Here is a 19,317-nt window from a genome sequence, read left to right as displayed (position 1 = left end):
CGACCACCCGAGTTTGTTGTCGCGGTCACCCTGAGTGGCAGAAAACAGTGTGATCCGGGGCGACCCGCGTCCGTCCGGATTGCGGCAGGGTCCGGTTTCTCCCGCCCTATTGCGGGAAAGTGGCTCTGCCGCAATTCCGGCGCCGGCACTCCCCGCCGCGCCCCGGCTCACGACGAGGAGAGCGATGACGACGACGGTCGAGCCGAGCCCTGACACCAGCCCACCCGGCCGCGGCGCGCGGCTCGTCGACCGGATGGTCTCCGCGCTGGTGCTGCGCCGGCCCGAGGAGTCGGGGTACACGGTCACCCGCGGGCTGCGCGTGCCGATGCGCGACGGCATCGACCTCGTCGCCGACCTCTACTCACCGACCACCACACCCGCGCTCGGCACGGTGCTCGTCCGCGGCCCGTACGGCCGGGGATCGATCTACGCCCTGTTCTCCGCGCGGCTGTACGCGGCCCGCGGTTACCACGTGCTGCTGCAGAGCTGCCGGGGCACGTTCGGCTCCGGCGACGTGTTCACCCCGATGCGGCACGAGATCGCCGACGGCCACGACACGGTGGCCTGGATGCGGGAGCAACCCTGGTTCGACGGGCGGCTCGCGACGCTCGGACCGTCCTACCTCGGGTTCACGCAGTGGGCGCTGCTCATGGATCCGCCGCCGGAGCTGCGGACGGCGGTGGTGACCATGGCCCCGCACGACTTCCACCGCGCGGTGCACGGCGCCGGCGCGTTCTCCCTCGGCGACTTCTTCGGGTGGAGCGAGATGGTGGCCCACCAGGAGGTGGCCACCGGCGGGCAGGCGCTCCTGCGCGCCGTGACGGCGGCCCGTCGCCTGCGGCCCGCCTTCCACGACCTGCCGCTCGTCTCCGCCGGGGAGGCGCTGCTCTCCGGCCGCGCACCCTGGTACCCGGACTGGGCGTCCCGGCCGGACGCGGACGACCCGTTCTGGGAGAACATGCGGCTCGACGCCGCTCTCGACCGGGTGCAGGTCCCGGTGCTGGTGATCGGCGGCTGGCAGGACCTGTTCCTCGACCAGACCCTCGCCGGGTACGAGCACCTGCACCGCCGCGGGGTCGACGTCGGCCTGACCATCGGGCCCTGGACCCACACCGACCTGGCGGGGAAGGGAAGCGGCGTCATCGCCCGCGAGACCCTCGACTGGCTGGGTGAGCACCTGGCCGGCCGGCCCGGCACGCGCAGGCCCGCGCCCGTCCGCATCCACGTGGGTGGTGCCGACGGTGGCTGGCGGGGCCTGCCGGAGTGGCCGCCGCCGGCCGGCAGCCAGGTGCTGCACCTGCAGCCCGCCGGCGCGCTCGGCAGTGACGCACCGGCTGCGGGCGCCCTCCCCGTCATGTTCACCTACAACCCCGACCACCCGACCCCGTCGGTCGGTGGCCGGGTACTGGCCGGAGGCAGTGGCGTGCGGGACAACCGCGCGCTCGAGGTCCGGCCGGACGTCGTGACGTTCACCGGGCCGCCGCTCCCTGCTGACCTGGAGGTCGTCGGGAGCCCGGTGGTGGAGCTCGCCCACACCAGCGACAACCCGCACGCCGACCTGTTCGTCCGCATCTGCGACGTGGACGCGAAGGGCCGTTCGCGCAACGTCTCCGACGGTTTCGTGCGGCTCGTCGACGCGGACCGGGCAGATCGGGTCGTGCGGGTGGACCTCGACGCGATGGCCCACCGGTTCGCGGCGGGGCACCGGATCCGGCTGCTGGTGGCGGGCGGCGCCCACCCGCGCTTCGCCCGCAACCTCGGTACGGACGAGCCGGCCGCCGACGGCACGCGGACACTCCCGTCACACCGGACGATCGCGGTGGACGGCCGCTCACGCGTGGTGCTCCCGGTGGCGGCCCCCTGACGGGCGGTCAGTGGGCGGTCGAGCCGGAAGTGACACAGATCCGGCCACGACCGGCCGGTGGGTGGCAGATCCCGGCCTAGCCTGGACGTCGTGCCCCGCACCCCACCCGGACAGCGGCGGGCGATCGCCGTGCTGGTCTTCGACGGTGTGCGGCTGCTCGACGTCACCGGACCGCTCGAGGTGTTCGACGTGGCCCGGTCGATGGGGGCGCCCTACGACGTGGTGGTGTGCTCGCCGGACGGCGCGGACGTCACCACCTCCAGCGGCCTGCGCCTGGGCGTCACCCGACCGGCCGGAGCGGTGGGTGTCGTCGACACCCTGGTCGTGCCGGGCGGGGAGGTGCTGGTGGAGAGCGGGGCCCCGCCGGAGCTCCTCGACGCGGTCCGGCTGCTCGCCCCGGGTGCGCGGCGGGTGACGTCGGTCTGCGCCGGGTCGTTCGCGCTCGGCAGCCTCGGGCTGCTGGACGGGTTGCGCGCCACCACCCACTGGCGGCACACGGCCGAGCTCGCGCGCCGCTTTCCCACCGTCGCCGTGGACCACGAGGCGATCTACGTCCGCGACGGCCGGGTCCTCACCTCGGCAGGGGTGATCGCCGGGATCGACCTCGCACTCGCGCTGGTCGAGGAGGACGAGGGCGACGAGCTGGCCCACCGGATCGGCCAGGACATGGTGGTGTTCATGCGCCGTCGCGGCGCTCAGCCCCAGCTGTCGGTGCCGGCCCGCACCGCCCGGCCGCGCCGCGGCCTGTTCCGTGACCTGTGCGACCACGTGGCCGCCGACCCGGGCGCCGACCACAGCCTGCCCGCCCTCGCCCGGCACGTCGGGCTGAGCGTCCGGCACCTGAGCCGCCTCTTCAAGGAGGAGGTCGGCGCCACGCCGGCGGAGTACGTCAGCTCGGTGCGGCTGGAGGCCGCCACGGCGCTCATCCTCGCCGGCGAGAGCATCGCCGCCGCGGCCCGGCGCAGCGGTCTGGGCAGCGAGGAGACGCTGCGACGGGCCCTGCGGCGCAGTCAGCCCCGGCCCGGCTCCGCCGCGGGGCGGCACCCGGCCGCACCGGTCAGGCGGGCGGGATGTTGTGGTTGTTGAGCCGGAAGACGTTCCCGGGGTCGTAGGCGCGCTTGACGGTTCGCAGCCGCTGGTAGGTCTGCGCGGTGTAGGCGCACTCGGCGCCGTCCGCTCCGCTCATGAAGTTGAGGTACCTGCGTCCGGTGCTCCACGGCCGGAGGCGGGTGATGAGTCGGTCCAGCTGCGCGATCGCGGGCGCGGTGGCCTCGGCGGGCCCGATGGCGGCGCCCCACACGCTCACGCCGGCGTCCCGGGCGTCGACAGCGCTGGGCACCGCAGCGGGGCGCGCCAGCGCAGCACCGAGGTGACGCACCTCCAGCACCGTGAGCCCGCACCCGGAGCCGGGGCCGCCGAACGCCACGAGCGCGTCGACGACCTCGTCGGTGAGCCCGGTGAGCAGCGCGTTGCGCATCCGGAGGGGCACCGGGTCGACCGGATCCTGGTGCACCGAGGCGAAGGCGCGGTAGGGCGTCGGCATGACGGTGTCGATGATCGTGGGTGCCAGGGCGCGCAGCGGCGCCACCAGCCGTTCGCCCTCGACGGCCGGCCCGAGGAAGCACACGCGGACGTGGACGGCCAGCCGGCCGCGCAGCGGCGCGGGGACCTCGGGTGACGGCGGGAGCCGCAGGAGCGCCACCGAGGAGCTGAGCTCGTCCGGCGCCGTCGTGATCCACTCCCGGTACGCGCGCAGGACCGCCTCGGTGTGCTCGCCCGCGTAGAACAGGCCGCCGCCGAAGTAGGTGCTGACCGGGAACAGGTCGATCTCCATCGCGGTCACGACCCCGAAGTTGCCCTTGGCCCCCCGCACGGCCCAGAACAGCTCCGGCTCGGCGGTCGCGGTGACCCGGCGCAGCTCCCCGTCGGCCGTCACGATCTCGATCGCCCGCACGTGGTCGGCGGCCCATCCGTAGGTGCGTCCCAGCGTCGGGCTGAGCCCACCGCCGAGGACGTACCCCGTGACGCCGACCTTGGCGGACGAGCCGTTCAGGGGTGCGAGTCCGGCCGGAGCCGCCGCATCGACCACCTGCTGCCAGACCGCGCCCGCCCCGGTCCGCGCCGTGCGGGCGGGGACGTCGATCTCCACGGCGTCCATCCGGCTCGTGGTGATGAGCACCGCGCCCTGCACCGGCTCGAACGGCTGGTGCCCCGTGCACACCACGGCGACGGGCAGCCCGTGCTGCACCGCGAACCGGACGGCCGCCTGCACGTCCTGCGGGCCGGTCGCGCCGACGACCACCGCGGGACGGTGGACCACCAGCAGGTTGAACCCCGCGCACTCGGCGGCGAACGCGTCGGTCCCGGGCAGCAGAACCGGGCCGTCGACCGCGCTCTCCAGCGCGGTGACCGCGTCCCCCGAGGGAGTCTCCTGCCGGACGGCCGGTGCGGTATCCATGGGTCTCCCCTCTCACCGGGGTGGGCGTCTCCAGGTGAGCACGCTCGCATCGACCTCGCGTCGACACCGCGTCGACGGGTCGGCCGTCGGCGGCGGAGTCGTGATGATTGGCACAGCCGGCCGCCCATCCGCGGTCCCCACCAGCGACGTCGTCGGCGCGGAGCTCCCCTCGACCGACCGGATCGGCCCGCGGTGAACGGGGGCCACCACCCGGCGCGTAGTGCCCGGAGAGGCCGGTCGGTGGCGCGTGACGTCAGCCGGACGGTCCGATCACGTGAGCGGGAGGACACATCGGGTGGACCCAGCACTGAGATTCGCGCTGCTCGGTCAGGTGCGGGCGTGGCGGGACGGTGTGGAGCTCGACCTCGGGTCGCGCCAGCAGCGGGCCATGCTCGCGGTGCTGCTCCTGCGGGAGGGACGGCCGGTGCCGGTCGAGGAGGTCGCGCACGAGCTGTGGGGCACGGACGTCCCGAGGGGCGCCGCGGGCACCGTCCGCACCTACGCCTACCGGCTGCGCAGGATTCTGGGCGGCGGCAGTCTCGGGCCCATCACGTCGGCGGGAGGCGGCTACACGCTGCCGGTGGACCCGCTCGCCGTCGACGTCGGTCTCTTCCGGCACCACCTCCATGCGGCGCGGGCGGCCTGGCGGGGCGGTGACCTGTCGGCCGCCGCAGCAGGCTTGCGTGCCGGTCTGGCGCTGTGGCAGGGCGCGCCGCTCAGCGGTGCCGTCGGCCCGGGTTTCGACGCCCATCGCGTGCGGCTGGAGCAGATGCGCTCGGCCGCGGTGGTGGACGAGCTCGCCGTGTCCATCGAGCTGGGCTGTCACGTCGAGGCGGCGTCCGAGCTGTCGGCGCTGGTGTCGCGGCATCCGCTGCGCGAACGGCTGTGGGAGCTGCTGATCCTCGCGCTGCACCGCTCGGGGCGACGGGCCGAGGCGCTGGAGGCCTACCGGGACGTCCGGCGGCTGCTGCAGGACGAGCTCGGCCTCGAGCCGGGCACCGGCCTGCGCGAGCTGCACGCCCGGATCCTCGCCGACGACGCCCCGGCCACCACCGCTGCCGCACGTGCCGCGGGCCCGGTGTACGCGCCGACACCCGCCCAGCTGCCCGCCGACTCGGCGGACTTCGTGGGCAGGTCCGGCGAGATCACGTGGATCACCGAGCGCCTGCTGTGTCCGGACGGCCCCGCACTCGTCGGCATCACCGGCTTCACCGGCATGGGGAAGACCGCGCTCGCCACCCACGTCGCGCAGGCCGTCCGCCGGCACTTCCCCGACGGTCAGCTGTTCGCGAGGCTGAGCCTGCCGGGACAGCCGCCCGTCGACCCGGGAGAGATCCTCGGGGGGTTCCTCGCGGCGTTCGGGATCAGCCGCGACCGGCTGCCGGCCACGACGTGCGAGCGCAGCGCGCTGTGGCGCACGCTGCTCACCGAGCGCCGGATCCTGGTGGTCCTCGACGACGCCGACAGCAGCGAGCAGGTGCTGCCGCTGCTGCCCGCGGCGCCGTCCTCCGCGGTGATCCTCACGAGCTGGCGGCGCATGATGGATCTGCCGGGGCTGCGCTCCGTGGCGGTGGGCCCGCTCGGCACCGGGGACGCGCTGACGCTCCTGGGGCGGCTCGCGGGGCACGAGCGCGTGCGCGCCGAGCCCGCGGCCGCGCACCGGATCGTCGCGGAGTGCTCCGCGCAGCCTCTCGCCGTGCGGGTCGCGGCCGCCCGGCTGCTGGCGCGGCCGCGGGAGACCGTGCGCGAGGTGCACCAGCAGATCCGCGACGACTTCGCGTCCCCGGTCGTGCTCGACGAGGACTGCCGGGCCGCGCAGCTGCGGTTCACGTGGGCGATGAGCAGGCTCGCCCCCGAGCTCGCCGCGGCCTGCGACCGGGTCGCGCTGTGCGACCGCGAGCTGCTGGACGTCCCCGCGGCGGCCCCCCTGCTCGGGGTGGGGGACGGGGAGGCCCGCCGGCTGCTGGAAGGGCTGGTCGGGGTGCACGTCCTGGAGGCGGTCGGCGGCGGGCGCTACCGGTTCCTCAGGATCGCCCGGGCCCAGGCCCGGCGCCACGCCGTGCGGGCCGCGACCGTGGCCGCGCTCTGAGCGGCCACGGTCTGAGCGGCCACGGTCTGAGCGGCCCGGTCGCGCTCACCGGGCCGGGGTCCGGCCGAACCGCGCGGACAGCTCGCTGGTGAGGGCGGGCCAGACGACCGGGTCGTGGCCGGGGACCAGCGGGTAGCCACGTTCGGCCGCGATGGCCTTCAGCCTGCGGACCTGCTCGATGCACTCCTCCGGTGTCGCGTCGACGCGCCCGCCGATCGAGACCTCTTGCTCGATGTTCTCGGTGAGGTCGGCGGCGTCGAACGCGAAGACGAAACCGCCGCCCCCGACGCTCTCGTCCAGGTCCACGACGAAGCTCTGATGGCCCGGGGTGTGCCCGGCGGTCAGCACCGCGGTGACGCCCGGAGCGATCTCCACGTCACCGTCGGCCAGGTGCCAGTCGTGGGCCGGGTCGTCGTAGTCGACCCGGCACATCGCGTGCCGCTCGGCCTCCGCGGTGAGCCCGAACTCGAGCTCGCGCCGCTGGCAGTGCACGGGCACCCCGGTGAAGTGCCGCAGACCACCCGCGTGGTCGACGTGCAGGTGGCTGAGCCCGACCGCGCGCACCTCCGAGATCTCGATGCCGGCGTGGGCGAGCGCCTCCTCCAGCGGCTCCCCCGGCCCCGGGAGGATCGCCCGGTAGGTGGGGCGGCCGTGGAAGCGCCTGCGCAGCGCGGCGTCGTGCAGGAGCGCGGTGTTGAAGCCGGTGTCGAGCAGCAGCCAGCCGCCGTCGGCGTGCAGCAGGATCCCGGGGACGGGCTCGCGCATCCGCTCCTGTGACGGCGCCCCCTCGATCGACACCGCTCGGGGCAGGTCCTCCCAGCCGAGGGTGAGCAGGACGATCTCGCGGATTCCCGTTCGTGACATGGGTGTCTCTCCTCTCGTCCCGCAGGTCAGGCCGACAGGTCGGCGATCCGCAGGCTCATGGGCGCCGCGATGTCATGGGCCTGCTCCACCCCCTTGAGCCAGGTCTGGGTGACCATGAAGTCCTTGCGGTAGGCGACGTTGGTCCAGCAGCCGGTGGCGCTGGCCATCTCCCCGATCTTCGCGAACGCGGCCGGGTCGCCCGACTGCAGGGCGCCGGGCAGTGCCGCCGTGATGGCCGGATCCGAGCAGCCGAGGTAGTTCAGGCCCCCGTCGGTCCCGTACAGGATGTGTGCGGCCGTGTAGGGGTGCGCCGCGTCGGGCCAGAAGCTCGTGAAGAGGACGTTGGGCGCGCCCTGCTGGTTGCCGACCCAGCCGAACACCTGTGACGTCGGGTAGCCCTGCACGACGGGGGTGAGGCCGAGGCCCTGCAGCTTCGCCCCCACGAGGTTCGCGAGCTGCTGGTCGTCGGGCTGGCTGGTGTCGTAGCCCAGCACGATCTTCCTGTCCTCGGGCGACGCAGCGGACACGATCTGCTGCAGCGGTGCGGTGTCGGGCTTGATGTCCTGGTGGTCGATGCCCGCGGGCAGCAGACCCTCCGGGTAGTTGCCGGTGGCGGGGTCGCTGCGTCCGGCGAACACCTGGTTGCGCAGCTGCTCGACGTCCAGCGCCTGCTGGAAGGCCTTGCGGGCAGCCTGGTCGGTGAACAGACCGGTGTTCGGGTTGATGTAGACCTGCTCGGTGGTGAACGAGGGCAGCGAGTAGCTCGACACGGCATGGTTGCCGAGGTAGTCCTTCACGGCCGGCGCGTTGAGGTCGTGCAGGATCCCGTGGAGCTGGCCGTTGTTGAGCAGCAGTTGCTGCGTCGACAGGTCGGAGATCACCGGCAGCTCCACCGTCGAGAAGAACGGCTTGGGGCCCCACCAGCCGGGATAGGCCTTCATCTCGTAGCCCTGGCCCACCTCGGCCTTCGTGAGGGTGTACGCCCCGGTGCCGGCGTCGTGGGTCTGCAGGTAGGTCTGCGCATGGTCCGGGCCGGCGTGGTCGCGCAGGATCGTCGGGTTCATCATCTTCGGGCCGTAGGGCGAGGCGAGGTAGTCCAGGAACGCCGAGTTGGGCTCCTTGAGGGTGATGACCACCTCGGTCGGGCTGGGGGTCGCCACCGACGCCACGTCCTGGACCATGTACGCCGGTCCCTGGTTGACCGCGAGGCGCCGGTCGAACGACGGCTTCACCGCGGCCGAGGTGAACGGGGTGCCGTCGTGGAACGTCACGCCCGCGCGCAGGGTGAGGGTGAACGTCTTCTTGTCGGGGGACGCCTGCCACGCCGTGGCGAGGGCGGGGGCGAGCTGGGGCGTGTCGACGCCCGTCTTGTACTGCAGCAGCCCCTCGTAGAGGTTCTGCGTCAGGATGAGCCCCTGGCCCGCGTAGTAGATGTCCGGGTCCGGTGGCTGGCCCGGGTCCTGCAGGAACGACAGCCGCAGCACGCCGTCGGTGGGGGCCGTGCTCGTGACGGCGGGCTGGGCCGTGCCGCCGCACGCGGCCAGAGCCATCACGAGGACGGCCGGGACGGCGAGGCGGCGCAGCAGCCTCGCGGCCGACGGCCTCACGCCTGCGCCCCGGCCAGCGCGCGGGCCGCCGTACCGGCGAAGGCCGCCACGATCTCGTCCGTGGTGCGGCGCGCCCCGGACTGCAGGTACTCCATGGCGTCGAGGGAGGCCTCGTGGCGCGCGAGCGACGAGCCCCCGACACAGTCCTCGACCACGCGCACGTGGAAGTCGCGCTGGTGGGCGTCGGCGAACGTGTAGTGCACGCAGACGTCGGTGAGGCCACCGATCAGCACGAGGGTCTGCACACCGAGGCCGCGCAGCACGATCTCGAACTCGGTGCCGATGAAGCCGGAGTACCGCCGCTTCACGATGTGGAACTCGCGGTCGTCCGCGGCCGGGTCGGGCCGCAGCGTCGGCCAGAGGTCGGTGCCCGGTGCGCCCGCGACGCAGTGGCGGCCCTCGGCCCCGTCGAGCTCCCGGCCGAAGTCGACGCCGCTCGGGCGGTGGACCTCCTGGAAGAACACGATGGGCAGGCCGGCGGCCCGGGCCGCGGCGACGAGCCGTTCGGCCCGCTCCACCCGTTCCTCGATCCCCTCCATGTGGGCGATGCCCACCTCGGCCGCCGGCATCGCGCCGCTCTGCTGGATGTCGACGACGATCAGTGCGGCCTTACCGACGATCATGGGCTGTCGCATGCGATGTCCTCGGAGCTCGGAGGGTCGGTGCGGTAGGTGCGGGCGGTGCCGGTCCCCGCCGATCGCGGGTCGACGTAGTCGGGCGAGGTGAGCCCGATCCGGCGCATGGCCATGCCGGTCATCGCCTCGCGGATCGCGCGCTGGGCGAGCAGTGCCGTGATGCCGGCCGTGCCGTCGTACGGCGGGCTGACCTCGACCACGTCCATGCCGACGATCCCGACCTCGGCGGCCAGCCTGCGGACGGCGCGCAACACGTCACCGCTGGTCAGCCCGCCCGGCTCCGGGGTGCCGGTGCCGGGGGCGTACGCGGGATCGCAGACGTCGACGTCGAGGGAGACGTAGAGATGGTCGGCGCTGTCGAGTGCCTCGTCGAGGGCCCGCTCGAGCACCGCGTCGAACCCGTCGCGGCGGATCTCGGCCATGAAGTGGACGCGGAGCTCGTGCTCCTCCATCCAGTCGAGGATCGGCCGGTCGGGCCAGTAGCCGCGCAGGCCCACCTGCACGAAGTTGCGTCCGGGCACCGCACCGCTCTCGATGAGCCTGCGCATCGGGGTGCCGTGGCTCGCCAGCGAGCCGGGCGAGTCGGGCGCGGTGTCGGCGTGGGCGTCGAAGTGGATGATGCCGACGTTCCCGTGGCCGTACGCGTCGGCCACCGCGGTGGCGGTGGGCCAGGTGATGGCGTGGTCGCCGCCGAGGATCAGCGGGGTGGCCCCCGCCGCGACGATCCCGGCGATGAACTCGCGGACGAGGTCGAACGTGCCGAGCGTGTTGCCGACGAGCACCTCGGCGTCGCCGTAGTCGCAGGCGCGCAAGTGCTCGAGCGGGTCGACCCGCACGTCCAGGTGCGGGAGCGAGGACCCGTAGCCGCCGAGGTAGTCGACCGACCGGATGGCCGCGGGCCCGAGGTGGGTGCCCGAGCGGCCGGTGACGGTGCCGTCCCACGGCACCCCGCAGACCGCGACGTCGATCTCCCCGGCGCGCAGGTCCTCGGGGGTGAGGCACACCGGCAGCTTCATGAACGTCTGGATGCCGGCCAGCCCGCGCTCGCCTGCTGGCCGGTTGACGTGCATCGGGCCGGGAACGCGCTCGGGCAGGGCGAAGTGCGGGAACGGCTCGCCGGAGACGGCTCCGGGGCCGTCCGCCGCCGAGGGGGGTGTGGTCACCGGTCAGGCCTCGATCCTGGGGTCGGCGGCGGCCTGCAGCAGGTCCACCACGGTGTTGATGACGACGTACGCGGCGCCCAGCAGCAACATCACGCCGGCGATCGCGGGGTAGTCGCCGACCGGGATGCTCTGGGCGGTGTACTGCCCCAGCCCGGGCCAGGCGAAGATCAGCTCGACCACGAGCACCCCCGCGAACATCAGGCCCACCTGCAGGCCCGTCATCGACAGCGCAGGGCCCACCGAGTTGCGCAGCACGTGGCGGCGCATCACCTGCACCTCGGTCAGCCCCTTGGCCCTGGCGGTACGGGTGTAGTCGGTGCGCTGGGTGGTGACCAGGCTCGAGCGCAGCACCCGGCCGATGGAGACGGCCGGCCCGATCGCGATGGCGAGGCCGGGCAGGATCAGGTGCCGCAGCGCGTCGACGAACACGTCCGGCCGGGCGTGCAGGATCGCGTCGACCGTGAGCAGGCCGGTGGGGCCGGTCGGCGCGTTCAGTATGTCCGTGCGTCCGGTGGCGGGCAGCCACCCGAGCTGCTGGTAGAAGACGATGATGCCGCCGATGGCCAGCAGGAACGCCGGCATCGCCGCTCCGACCAGCAGCACGAGCCGGAACACGCCCGCCCCCGGCCAGTCGAGGGTGGTGGCCACCGCGAGCACGACGGCGAGCACCAGTGCCAGCACCAGCCCGAACAGGGTGAGCTCGAGCGTCGCCGGGAAGAACGCCGCGAGGTCGGTGCCGACGGGCCGCCGGGTGCGGTAGGACGTGCCGAGGTCGCCGTGCAGCAGGTGCCCGACGTAGTGCACGTACTGCACGGAGACGGGGTCGTCGAGGCCGAGCTGACGGCGGGTCTGGGTGACGAGCTCCTGCGACGCCCCCGGCCCGAGCATGGTCTTCACGGGGTCGGCCGGGGAGATGTGCTGCAGCAGGAACAGCACCGCGGTGAGCGCCAGCAGGATCACGACGGCCGCTGCGAGGCGCTTGGCGATCAGGAGCAGCACGACGGTCCCCCTCTCACCGAGCGGCCATGAGGTTGCGGACGCCGTCGCCCGCGACGTTGGCCACCAGGGACAGCAGCGCGACCGTCAGACCCGGGACGACCGGGATCCACGGGTCCTGCAACAGGTAGCTCAGGTTGCGGGCGGCGTCGGCGCCGAGCTCGGGGGCGGGAGCGGACTGGCCCAGCCCGAGGAACGAGAGCCCCGCCAGGGTGAGCACGAGTGCCCCGATGTCGAGGCTCGCGGTGACCACCACCGCGGGCACGGCACCGGGCAGCAGGTGCCGGACGGCCACCCGCACCGGGCCCGCGCCGGCCAGCCGGGCGGCTTCGACGTGGGGTCTCGCCGCGAGGGTGCGAACCTCCCCCCGCACGATCCGGGCGTAGAACGGCCACCACACGATGGACACCGCCACCAGCGTGTGGAACAGGCTCGGGCCCAGGGCCGCGACCACCGCGATGGCCAGCACGGGGGCGGGCAGGGCGAGGAAGCCGTCGGTGACCCGCATCAGCAGGTTGTCCACCCAGCCGCCGCGGGCGCCCGCGACCAGCCCGACGAGACCGCCGAAGGCCGCTCCGACCGCCACCACCACCAGCGCGGCCAGCCAGCTGGAGCGCAGCCCGTAGAGGACCCGGCTGAGGATGTCGCGCCCGACGCTGTCGGTGCCGAGCAGGAAACCGCTGGTGCCCGGTGGCGAGGTGGGCATGCCCGCCGGGTCGAGCGGGCCGTGCGGGGCGAGCACCGGGGCGGCCAGCGCCACCAGTGTCACGAGCCCGAGCAGCCCGGCGGACAGCACGTCGAGCCGGGGGTGCGGGGACCGAGCGGTGCGGCCCCAGCGGCTGCGGCCCGCGGTGGCCGGAGTGGGGGTGGGGGTGAAGGCCTCGGCGACGGCCACGCTAGAGCTCCTTCGGTCGGATGCAGGCCACGCGGCGCTCGGCGCCGTCGGCGAGCAGCTCGGCCCCGTGGCGCAGTCGCTCCGGCGAGACGTCGAGCTGGGGGTCGGCACAGTCCGGGACGGCGAGCGGGCAGCGGGGGTGGAAGGCACAGCCGGTGGGTGGCGACAGCGGGCTCGCGGGCTCGCCCCCGAGCTGGGGCGGGGCCACGCCGAAGTCGGGGACGGCGGCGAGCAGCGCCTTGGTGTAGGGGTGCTTGGGCACCCGGATGAGCTCCTCGGCGTCGCCCAGCTCGACGATCCGGCCGAGGTACATCACCGCGATCCGGTCGGCGACGACCCGCGCGACCGACAGGTCGTGCGTGACGAACACGACCGCCATCCCCAGCTCGTGGCGCAGCGACTGCACGAGGTTGAGCACCGTGGCGGCGAGGCTGACGTCGAGCGCGCTCGTCGGTTCGTCGCACAGCAGCACGTCCGGCGGGACCACGACGGCGCGGGCCAGCGCCACCCGCTGGCGCTGCCCTCCGGAGAGCTCGCCCGCCCTGGCGGTGTGGGCCTCGGCGGGCAGGCCCACCCGTTCCAGCGCCGCGGCGGCCCGCCTGCGCCGCTCGGCCTTCTGCAGCCGGCCCCCTCCGGGCAGCCGCTCCGTGCGCAGGCGCTCGTCGAGCAGCGCGCCGACGGTGAGCCATGGCGTGAGCGAGGCCCCGGCGTCCTGGAAGACCATCTGGGGCCGCGCGCTCCCACCGAGCACCATGTCCCCGCGCTCGTGGGTCTCCAGGCCGGCGAGCACCCGCAGCAGCGTCGACTTGCCCGAGCCGCTCTCCCCCACGATCGCCACGCACTCGCCCGCGTGCACGTCCAGGGTGACCCGGCGCAGCGCGGCGAGCCGCGCCCGGCGGCCCCGGCCCGCCCGGATCCGGAAGGTCTTCTCCACGCCGCTGACCCGGGCGGCCGGGACGCCCGGCGCGGGACGTCCCGGCGCGACCTGGGCCAGGAACGGATCATCGGGGCGCCGCGGGTCGGCGAGAGCGATGACACGTGAGGTGTCGGCGAGGCAGGCCCGCAGGTGCCCGGGCCGGCCGGTGACGGGCTCGGGGCCGGGCAGGACCGCGGCGCACTCGTCCATCACCAGCGGGCAGCGCGGTGCGTAGGCGCAGCCGGGCAGCGGCGCCGACGGGTCGGGTGGGCCGCCCTCGAGGGTCTCCACCGGGCGGCCGCGTTCGGTGCTGAGGGAGAGCCGGGAACGCATCAGGCCCGCGGTGTAGGGGTGCATCGGCGCCCGCAGGACGGTGCCGGTCGGCCCGACCTCGGCGATCCGGCCCGCGTACATCACGGCGACGCGGTCGGCGATCTGAGCGGCCACGCCGAGGTCGTGGGTGATGAGCAGGACGCTGCACCCGACGTCGTCGCGTAGCCGCCGCAACAGCGCGAGCACCTGCGCCTGCACGGTGACGTCGAGCGCGGTGGTCGGTTCGTCGGCCACGACGAGCGCGGGGTCGCCCGCCACGGCCATCGCGATCATGACCCGCTGCCGCAGCCCGCCGGACAGCTGGTGGGGGAAGCTGTCGAGCCGCCGCTCCGGCTCGGGGATGCCGACGGCCCGCAGCAGGCGCAGCGCCTCGGCACCAGAGCCGGCCGCCTCGGCGACCTGCCTGCCGATCTTCATGGTGGGGTTCAGGGAGGTCATCGGGTCCTGGAAGACCGCACCGAGGGCGTCTCGGCGAACCTGCCGGCGCACCTGCGGGCTCGCCGTGAGCATGTCGGTGCCCGCCACGCGGACGGCGCCGCTCGTCCGCGGCCTCGAGGTGTCGGGCAGCAGCCCGAGCAGGGCGAGGCTGAGCACGCTCTTGCCCGAACCCGACTCCCCCACGAGTCCCAGCACCTCACCGGCCCGGATCTCGAGGTCGACCCCGCGGACGGCCTCGATGTCGCGTCCGTTGCGGGTGAAGCCCACGTGCAGGTTCATGATCTCGGCGACCGGTCCGCCCGCGGCCCCCGGTTCGGGGGCGAGGACCGGCACCGCGGTCATCGACAGCCCGGGACGGTGTGGGGGGACATCGCTCTCCTCGTGAGCCCGGCGCCGGCCGCGGACGGCCGACAGCGACTGTCTCCCGGGTTTTTGTCCCGCCGTGGAGCGGTCCCGCCGGACGAGCCGACGGCGCCGCCTGCACCTCTCGGACCAGGCCTCCCGGTGCGGACCGGAAGCGGAACCCTAGGCGCGCCCCATCTCTGTGGGTCGATGCCAGTTCACCGCCGGTGAGTGAATCCGCGCCTACCCGGGTGTTCCGTTCCTGTGAACTCCCCGGGCGCGGTGGCCGGGACCGGGCGAATGCCGTGAGCGATCACCGGGTGGCCGCGCATCCGGCCGGCCGGGCAAGGGCGCTGCCCCCACGGCTGTCCGTGCGGTCGTACACCGGCGGTCCGTGGTGGCCGACGATGTCCTGGAGACAACCGGTGAGGGGCCTGGGAGCGAGATGCGGGCGAACAACCGGCCGCCGGAACGGGCCGAGCACCTGGAGCCGGCCCGCGCCCGGCGCTCCGGCCCACCCCGGGCCGCTCCCTCGGCGCCGGTCCGAGGGCCGGACGCGATCCTGATGCTGCAGCGCGCGGTGGGGAACCGCGCGGTGGCCGACCTGCTCACGGGCGGCGCGACGACGCAGCAGGGCACCGCGGTGCAGCGCGTCCCCACGCTGCGGCCCGAACACGCCCGCGTCCGGGCCCATGCGGTGGAGCAGCAGCGGATCTGGAGCGTCCTCTTCGGCACCGCCGACCCCTATCGCGGCGCGAGCAGCGTGCTGGTGGAGCTCGGTCCCGGGATCGACACTCCCGGCGTGTACGGCTCCGCTCCCGGGCCCCGCGAGAACAGGGCCGTCAACGACCTGAACGCCGCAGGCTCGGCCGCGGCCGACGCGCTGACCGGCCGGGCCGGGACGCGCTTCATCAAGGGGCACCTGCTGAACTCCAACCTCGGCGGCCCGGGGGTGAGCGCGAACCTCACGCCGATGACGCTGCAGGCCAACGCGCAGTACCACGTGCACGTCGAGCGTCCGCTGAAGATCGCGCTGACCCAGGCACGGCGGCACGCCGAGTTCTACGAGCGGCACGCCGACCACTGGCTCGGCGTGGAGTTCACCGCGAACGTGAGAGGGCAGAAGTTCCCGCACGGCTCCTCCGCAGAGCGGGCCGTCGCCGACTACATCGACGTCTTCGCGAACTGGATCACGAAGCCGAAGCACGGCGGGGAGACCGACTTCCTCTCTCCGGCCGAGCGGGACCAGCTCGGGCTTCCCGACCTGCCGAACGGCCGCTTCGATCCCGTCACCGGCGGACCACTGTCCTGAGCCGGGGTCGACCCGGTCCCGGGGCGCCACCTCGCACGCGTGCCTCCCGGCCGCCGGTAGTGACGATCGGGTAACGGGGGACCCGCTCCACCGGCGCCTCCCGGAGGCCCGCCACGGGCCGCAGACGATCCTCGGGCGTGTCGCAACCGAATCATCCATTCGGCGGCCGAACACACCATTAGGTACAAATCACTCACCCTGTGTGACCGTTCGTCGATTCACTCTCCGTGACCGGCTTTAGGGTGGTGCCGACGCCTCCGGTTCATCCCCTTCCCGGGTCCGGAGGGCGACCGCAACGATCACCGCGGCCGTTCCCACGGCCTCCAGCACGCCCGGGACCTGCCGTAACGCGATCAGCCCGACCACTGTGGCAGTGACAGGGAGCAGTGCCAGCAAGATCGCGAAACGAGCCCGGCCGACCTTCCGCAACACGATCTGGTCCAGAACGTACGGAACCGCGCTGGACAGCACCCCCAGCCCGAGCCCGAGCGCCAGAACCGCGGGGTCGGCCAGCGCGGCCGCCGCCGCCGGACCGCCGGCGACCAGGAGCGGCGACAGCACCACCGAGGCCACCACGAACCCCACCGCAAGATCGTCCAGACCGTTGCCCGCCGTCGCCAGCCGCTTCCCGAGCAGGATGTAGACCGCCCACAGCGCCGCGGCCGCGAGCGCCCACAACATCCCCGTCCGACTGCCTGACCAGCGCACATCCACGATGAGCAGCACACCGACCGCGGCCAGCACCACCGCGCAGACGTCACGCGGCCTGCGGGATGCCACCGCAGCCACCACCACCGGCCCGCAGAACTCCACCGCCACCGCCGTGCCGAGCGGGATCCGGGCGATGGCCTCGTAGAAGGCGACATTCATCAGGGCCGTGGCCAGCCCGAATGCCACGGCCTGCCCGAACCGGGGCCCCCGCCACGCACTGCGGGCGGGACGGCGCCAGGCGAGGAGCACAGCGGCGGCGCCCACCATGCGTAACACCGCCACTGCTGACGGCGACAATCGGGCGAAGAGCTCGACAGCGAGGGCTGCACCGACATACATCGAGGTGGAGCCCGCGACGAACAGGACAGGGGCCGGAACCCGGTCCCGCACCCTGGCCGTCATGTTGCAGAGCGTAGTCACCCCGCCGAGACTGTTAACACAAGCCGTCTTGCGGTGTCACGGCGGGCGTCGCATCATTCACTCCAAGTCAACTGAATCTGCGATTGTCACCGGGATCACCACCGCAAGGACCAGTCCACCGACCACACTCGGTCACGTGACGGTTGTTGCGGCCCGATCTGGGAACACGTGCAGGGTTCTGTACGTCTGAGAGTGTGGACGCACCGCGCAAGCGGTCGTCGCAGCAAGCGGTGCCGGAGCTATCCGGCGCCGAGACGGAGGGAGACCGCTATGCAGCCAGGAACCCTGACCCGGCCCGAGTTGACCGCCGCTGACCGCTGTGACAGGTGCGGAGCGGCCGCGAAGGTTCGTGCCGTGTTGCCGTCGGGCGGCGAGTTGCTGTTCTGCGGTCACCACGCACGGGCTCACGCAGACAAGCTCCGCGAAATGGAGATCGACGTGCAGTCGGGCAGTTGACCGGGGCCGGCACAGCCGGCCCCTACCCCAACCGGACCCATCGCGGGGCGGAGACCATCGGTCTCCGCCCCGCTGTCATGTCCGGCCCTCTCAGGGCTCGTCAGCGCCAGGATCGCAGGGTGGCGATCCGCTCCTCGAGCTGTTCGATGCTGGCCATCGCGGTGGGCGGCCCGCCGCAGAGCGTGCGGAGCTCGTTGTGGATCATGCCGTGGGGCTTGTTCGTGCGGTGGTGGTGCAACGCCACCAGCGTGTTGAGCTCCTTGCGGAGCGCCCCCAGCCGCTCCCGGACCGACAGCTGCGGCCGGGCGGCCGGCGGCTCGGGTGCCACGGGAGCCGGCGCGGCGGCCGCCTTGGTCTTCGAGCGGCTCAGCCACTCCTTCTGCCGCTGGCTGAGCAGGGTGCGCACCTGGTCGGGCTCGAGCAGCCCGGGCAGCCCGAGATAGTCCTCCTCGTCGGCGGAGAACGACCTGCCTTCGTAGATGAGCTGGTCCAGCTCGGCCTGCGCCCCCAGCGCGGTGAACGACTTCTCGTCCTCCCCCGGCTCGTCCTCCTGCCGCTGTGCCTGGGCGAGCAGCTCGTCGTCCCACTGCTCGTCGGCACGGTGGGGCTTGCCGAGCACGTGGTCGCGCTGGGCCTCCAGCTCACTCGCCAGCCCCAGCAGCACGGGGACGCTCGGCACGAACACCGAGGCCGTCTCCCCCGGCCGCCGCGACCGGACGAACCGGCCGACGGCCTGGGCGAAGAACAGCGGTGTCGAGGCGCTGGTGGCGTAGACGCCGACCGCGAGCCGCGGCACGTCCACTCCCTCGCTCACCATGCGCACTGCCACCATCCAGCGGTCCTCCGACTCGGAGAACCGGGCGATCCGCGCCGACGCGCCCGGCTCGTCGGACAGCACCACGACGGGAGCGGTGCCCGTCACCTCGGTGAGGATGGCGGCGTAGGCGCGGGCGGTGGTCTGGTCGGAGGCGATCACCAGGCCACCGGCGTCGGGCATGCCGCCGGCGCGGTGCCCGCTGAGCCTCTTGTCCGCGGCGGCCAGCACGGCCGGAATCCACTCGCCGCCCGGGTCCAGCGCGGTGCGCCACGCGCGGGCCGTCTGTTCGGCGGTCATCGGCTCGCCGAGCCGCGCCGTGATCTCCTCGCCCGCGCTGGTGCGCCAGCTCGACAGGCCCGAGTAGGCCATGAAGACCACCGGCCGCACGACGCCGTCGGCGAGCGCCTCCGCGTAGCCGTAGGAGTGGTCGGCCCGGCTGCGCAGGGCGCCCTCGGCGTCGGGCAGGTAGTCGACGAACGGGATGGGGTTGTCGTCGCTGCGGAACGGGGTGCCCGTGAGCGTCAGCCGCCGGACGGCCGGGTCGAACGCCTCCTTGACGGCGTCGCCCCACGAGCGGGCGTCGCCCGCGTGGTGCACCTCGTCGAGGATCACGAGCGTGCGGCGGTTCTCCGTGCGCGCCTGGTGCAGCAGCGGGTGGGCGGCCACGCCGGCATAGGTGACGGCGATGCCGGTGTAGTCCGACGACGTGCCGCCGGTCGAGTTGCGGAAGTCAGGGTCGATGGCCAGGCCGACCTGGGCGGCGGCTCCGGACCACTGGTGCTTGAGGTGCTCGGTGGGGGTGACGACCGTGATGGCGTCGATCACCCGGTCGGCCAGCAGCTCCGAGGCGACCCGCAGCGCGAACGCCGTCTTGCCCGCGCCGGGCGTCGCGACCGCGAGGAAGTCGCGGGGCGCGGCGGCCAGGTACCGGGCGAGTGCGCTGCGCTGCCAGGCCCGGAGCGGACGCGATGAGGGAGCGATCTGCTGGGCCTGGGACACAC

General features: G+C 73.7%; 14 protein-coding genes, 1 pseudogene and 1 riboswitch. Of the genes and pseudogenes, 5 read left to right on the top strand and 10 right to left on the bottom strand.

Features of this window, described 5'->3' with window-relative positions; translation table 11 throughout:
* Nucleotides 1-184 precede the first annotated feature (184 nt).
* The gene (locus ACQPZA_RS12045; protein ID WP_433280534.1) at nt 185-1,864 is read left to right on the top strand and encodes a CocE/NonD family hydrolase; all 1,680 of its coding nucleotides are present in this window, start codon (nt 185-187) and stop codon (nt 1,862-1,864) included.
* 90 nt (nt 1,865-1,954) lie between these two features.
* Nucleotides 1,955-2,950 (top strand): GlxA family transcriptional regulator, encoded by a 996-nt coding sequence (locus ACQPZA_RS12040; protein ID WP_433280532.1) that lies wholly within the window; start codon nt 1,955-1,957, stop codon nt 2,948-2,950.
* Here ACQPZA_RS12040 and ACQPZA_RS12035 read toward each other — a convergent pair.
* Nucleotides 2,922-4,322 (bottom strand): FAD-binding oxidoreductase, encoded by a 1,401-nt coding sequence (locus tag ACQPZA_RS12035; protein WP_433280530.1) that lies wholly within the window; start codon nt 4,320-4,322, stop codon nt 2,922-2,924. The genes ACQPZA_RS12040 and ACQPZA_RS12035 overlap by 29 nt on opposite strands.
* A gap of 295 nt (nt 4,323-4,617) precedes the next feature.
* Here ACQPZA_RS12035 and ACQPZA_RS12030 point away from each other — a divergent pair, with 295 nt between their 5' ends.
* Complete coding sequence (locus ACQPZA_RS12030) at nt 4,618-6,411, top strand: BTAD domain-containing putative transcriptional regulator (protein ID WP_433280528.1); 1,794 nt, start codon at nt 4,618-4,620, stop codon at nt 6,409-6,411.
* Between the two features lie 45 nt (nt 6,412-6,456).
* Here the strand turns inward: ACQPZA_RS12030 and ACQPZA_RS12025 are convergent, their stop codons facing one another.
* The 7 genes and pseudogenes from ACQPZA_RS12025 to ACQPZA_RS11995 all read right to left on the bottom strand — a co-directional run bounded on the left by ACQPZA_RS12025 (nt 6,457) and on the right by ACQPZA_RS11995 (nt 14,600).
* Nucleotides 6,457-7,275 (bottom strand): N-acyl homoserine lactonase family protein, encoded by an 819-nt coding sequence (locus ACQPZA_RS12025; RefSeq protein ID WP_433280526.1) that lies wholly within the window; start codon nt 7,273-7,275, stop codon nt 6,457-6,459.
* Nucleotides 7,276-7,301: 26 nt separating this feature from the next.
* On the bottom strand, nt 7,302-8,882 hold the full coding sequence (locus tag ACQPZA_RS12020; protein WP_433280524.1) for an ABC transporter substrate-binding protein: 1,581 nt from the start codon (nt 8,880-8,882) through the stop codon (nt 7,302-7,304).
* On the bottom strand, nt 8,879-9,517 hold the full coding sequence (locus tag ACQPZA_RS12015; RefSeq protein WP_433280522.1) for a cysteine hydrolase family protein: 639 nt from the start codon (nt 9,515-9,517) through the stop codon (nt 8,879-8,881). The genes ACQPZA_RS12020 and ACQPZA_RS12015 overlap by 4 nt, the downstream gene beginning before the upstream one ends.
* Nucleotides 9,502-10,680, bottom strand: coding sequence for an agmatinase (gene speB / locus ACQPZA_RS12010; RefSeq protein ID WP_433280521.1), 1,179 nt, complete (start codon nt 10,678-10,680; stop codon nt 9,502-9,504). The genes ACQPZA_RS12015 and speB overlap by 16 nt, the downstream gene beginning before the upstream one ends.
* Before the next feature lie 3 nt (nt 10,681-10,683).
* Nucleotides 10,684-11,679 (bottom strand): ABC transporter permease, encoded by a 996-nt coding sequence (locus ACQPZA_RS12005; RefSeq protein ID WP_433280519.1) that lies wholly within the window; start codon nt 11,677-11,679, stop codon nt 10,684-10,686.
* 13 nt (nt 11,680-11,692) lie between these two features.
* Nucleotides 11,693-12,292 (bottom strand): annotated as a pseudogene (locus ACQPZA_RS12000) (ABC transporter permease); the annotation flags it as partial.
* Between the two features lie 280 nt (nt 12,293-12,572).
* Nucleotides 12,573-14,600, bottom strand: coding sequence for a dipeptide ABC transporter ATP-binding protein (locus ACQPZA_RS11995; RefSeq protein WP_433280517.1), 2,028 nt, complete (start codon nt 14,598-14,600; stop codon nt 12,573-12,575).
* Between the two features lie 77 nt (nt 14,601-14,677).
* A riboswitch (guanidine-I (ykkC/yxkD leader) is annotated at nt 14,678-14,798 on the bottom strand.
* A 247-nt stretch (nt 14,799-15,045) separates the two neighbouring features.
* Here ACQPZA_RS11995 and ACQPZA_RS11990 point away from each other — a divergent pair.
* Entirely contained in the window at nt 15,046-15,912 is an 867-nt protein-coding gene (locus ACQPZA_RS11990) for a hypothetical protein (protein WP_433280515.1), read from the top strand.
* A 237-nt stretch (nt 15,913-16,149) separates the two neighbouring features.
* Here the strand turns inward: ACQPZA_RS11990 and ACQPZA_RS11985 are convergent, their stop codons facing one another.
* Nucleotides 16,150-17,025, bottom strand: a complete 876-nt coding sequence (locus tag ACQPZA_RS11985; RefSeq protein WP_433280513.1) for an EamA family transporter — start codon at nt 17,023-17,025, stop codon at nt 16,150-16,152.
* Between the two features lie 288 nt (nt 17,026-17,313).
* Here ACQPZA_RS11985 and ACQPZA_RS11980 point away from each other — a divergent pair, with 288 nt between their 5' ends.
* Entirely contained in the window at nt 17,314-17,499 is a 186-nt protein-coding gene (locus ACQPZA_RS11980; RefSeq protein WP_169396434.1) for a DUF7455 domain-containing protein, read from the top strand.
* A 100-nt stretch (nt 17,500-17,599) separates the two neighbouring features.
* Here the strand turns inward: ACQPZA_RS11980 and ACQPZA_RS11975 are convergent, their stop codons facing one another.
* Complete coding sequence (locus tag ACQPZA_RS11975; protein WP_169396435.1) at nt 17,600-19,315, bottom strand: DEAD/DEAH box helicase; 1,716 nt, start codon at nt 19,313-19,315, stop codon at nt 17,600-17,602.
* Nucleotides 19,316-19,317 lie beyond the last annotated feature (2 nt).

This window comes from Pseudonocardia xinjiangensis, from assembly GCF_050948425.1.
In the GTDB taxonomy this organism is placed as follows: domain Bacteria; phylum Actinomycetota; class Actinomycetes; order Mycobacteriales; family Pseudonocardiaceae; genus Pseudonocardia; species Pseudonocardia xinjiangensis.
Note: the sequence above shows the minus strand (reverse complement) of the source record. Positions and strands in the feature narration are given on the sequence as shown.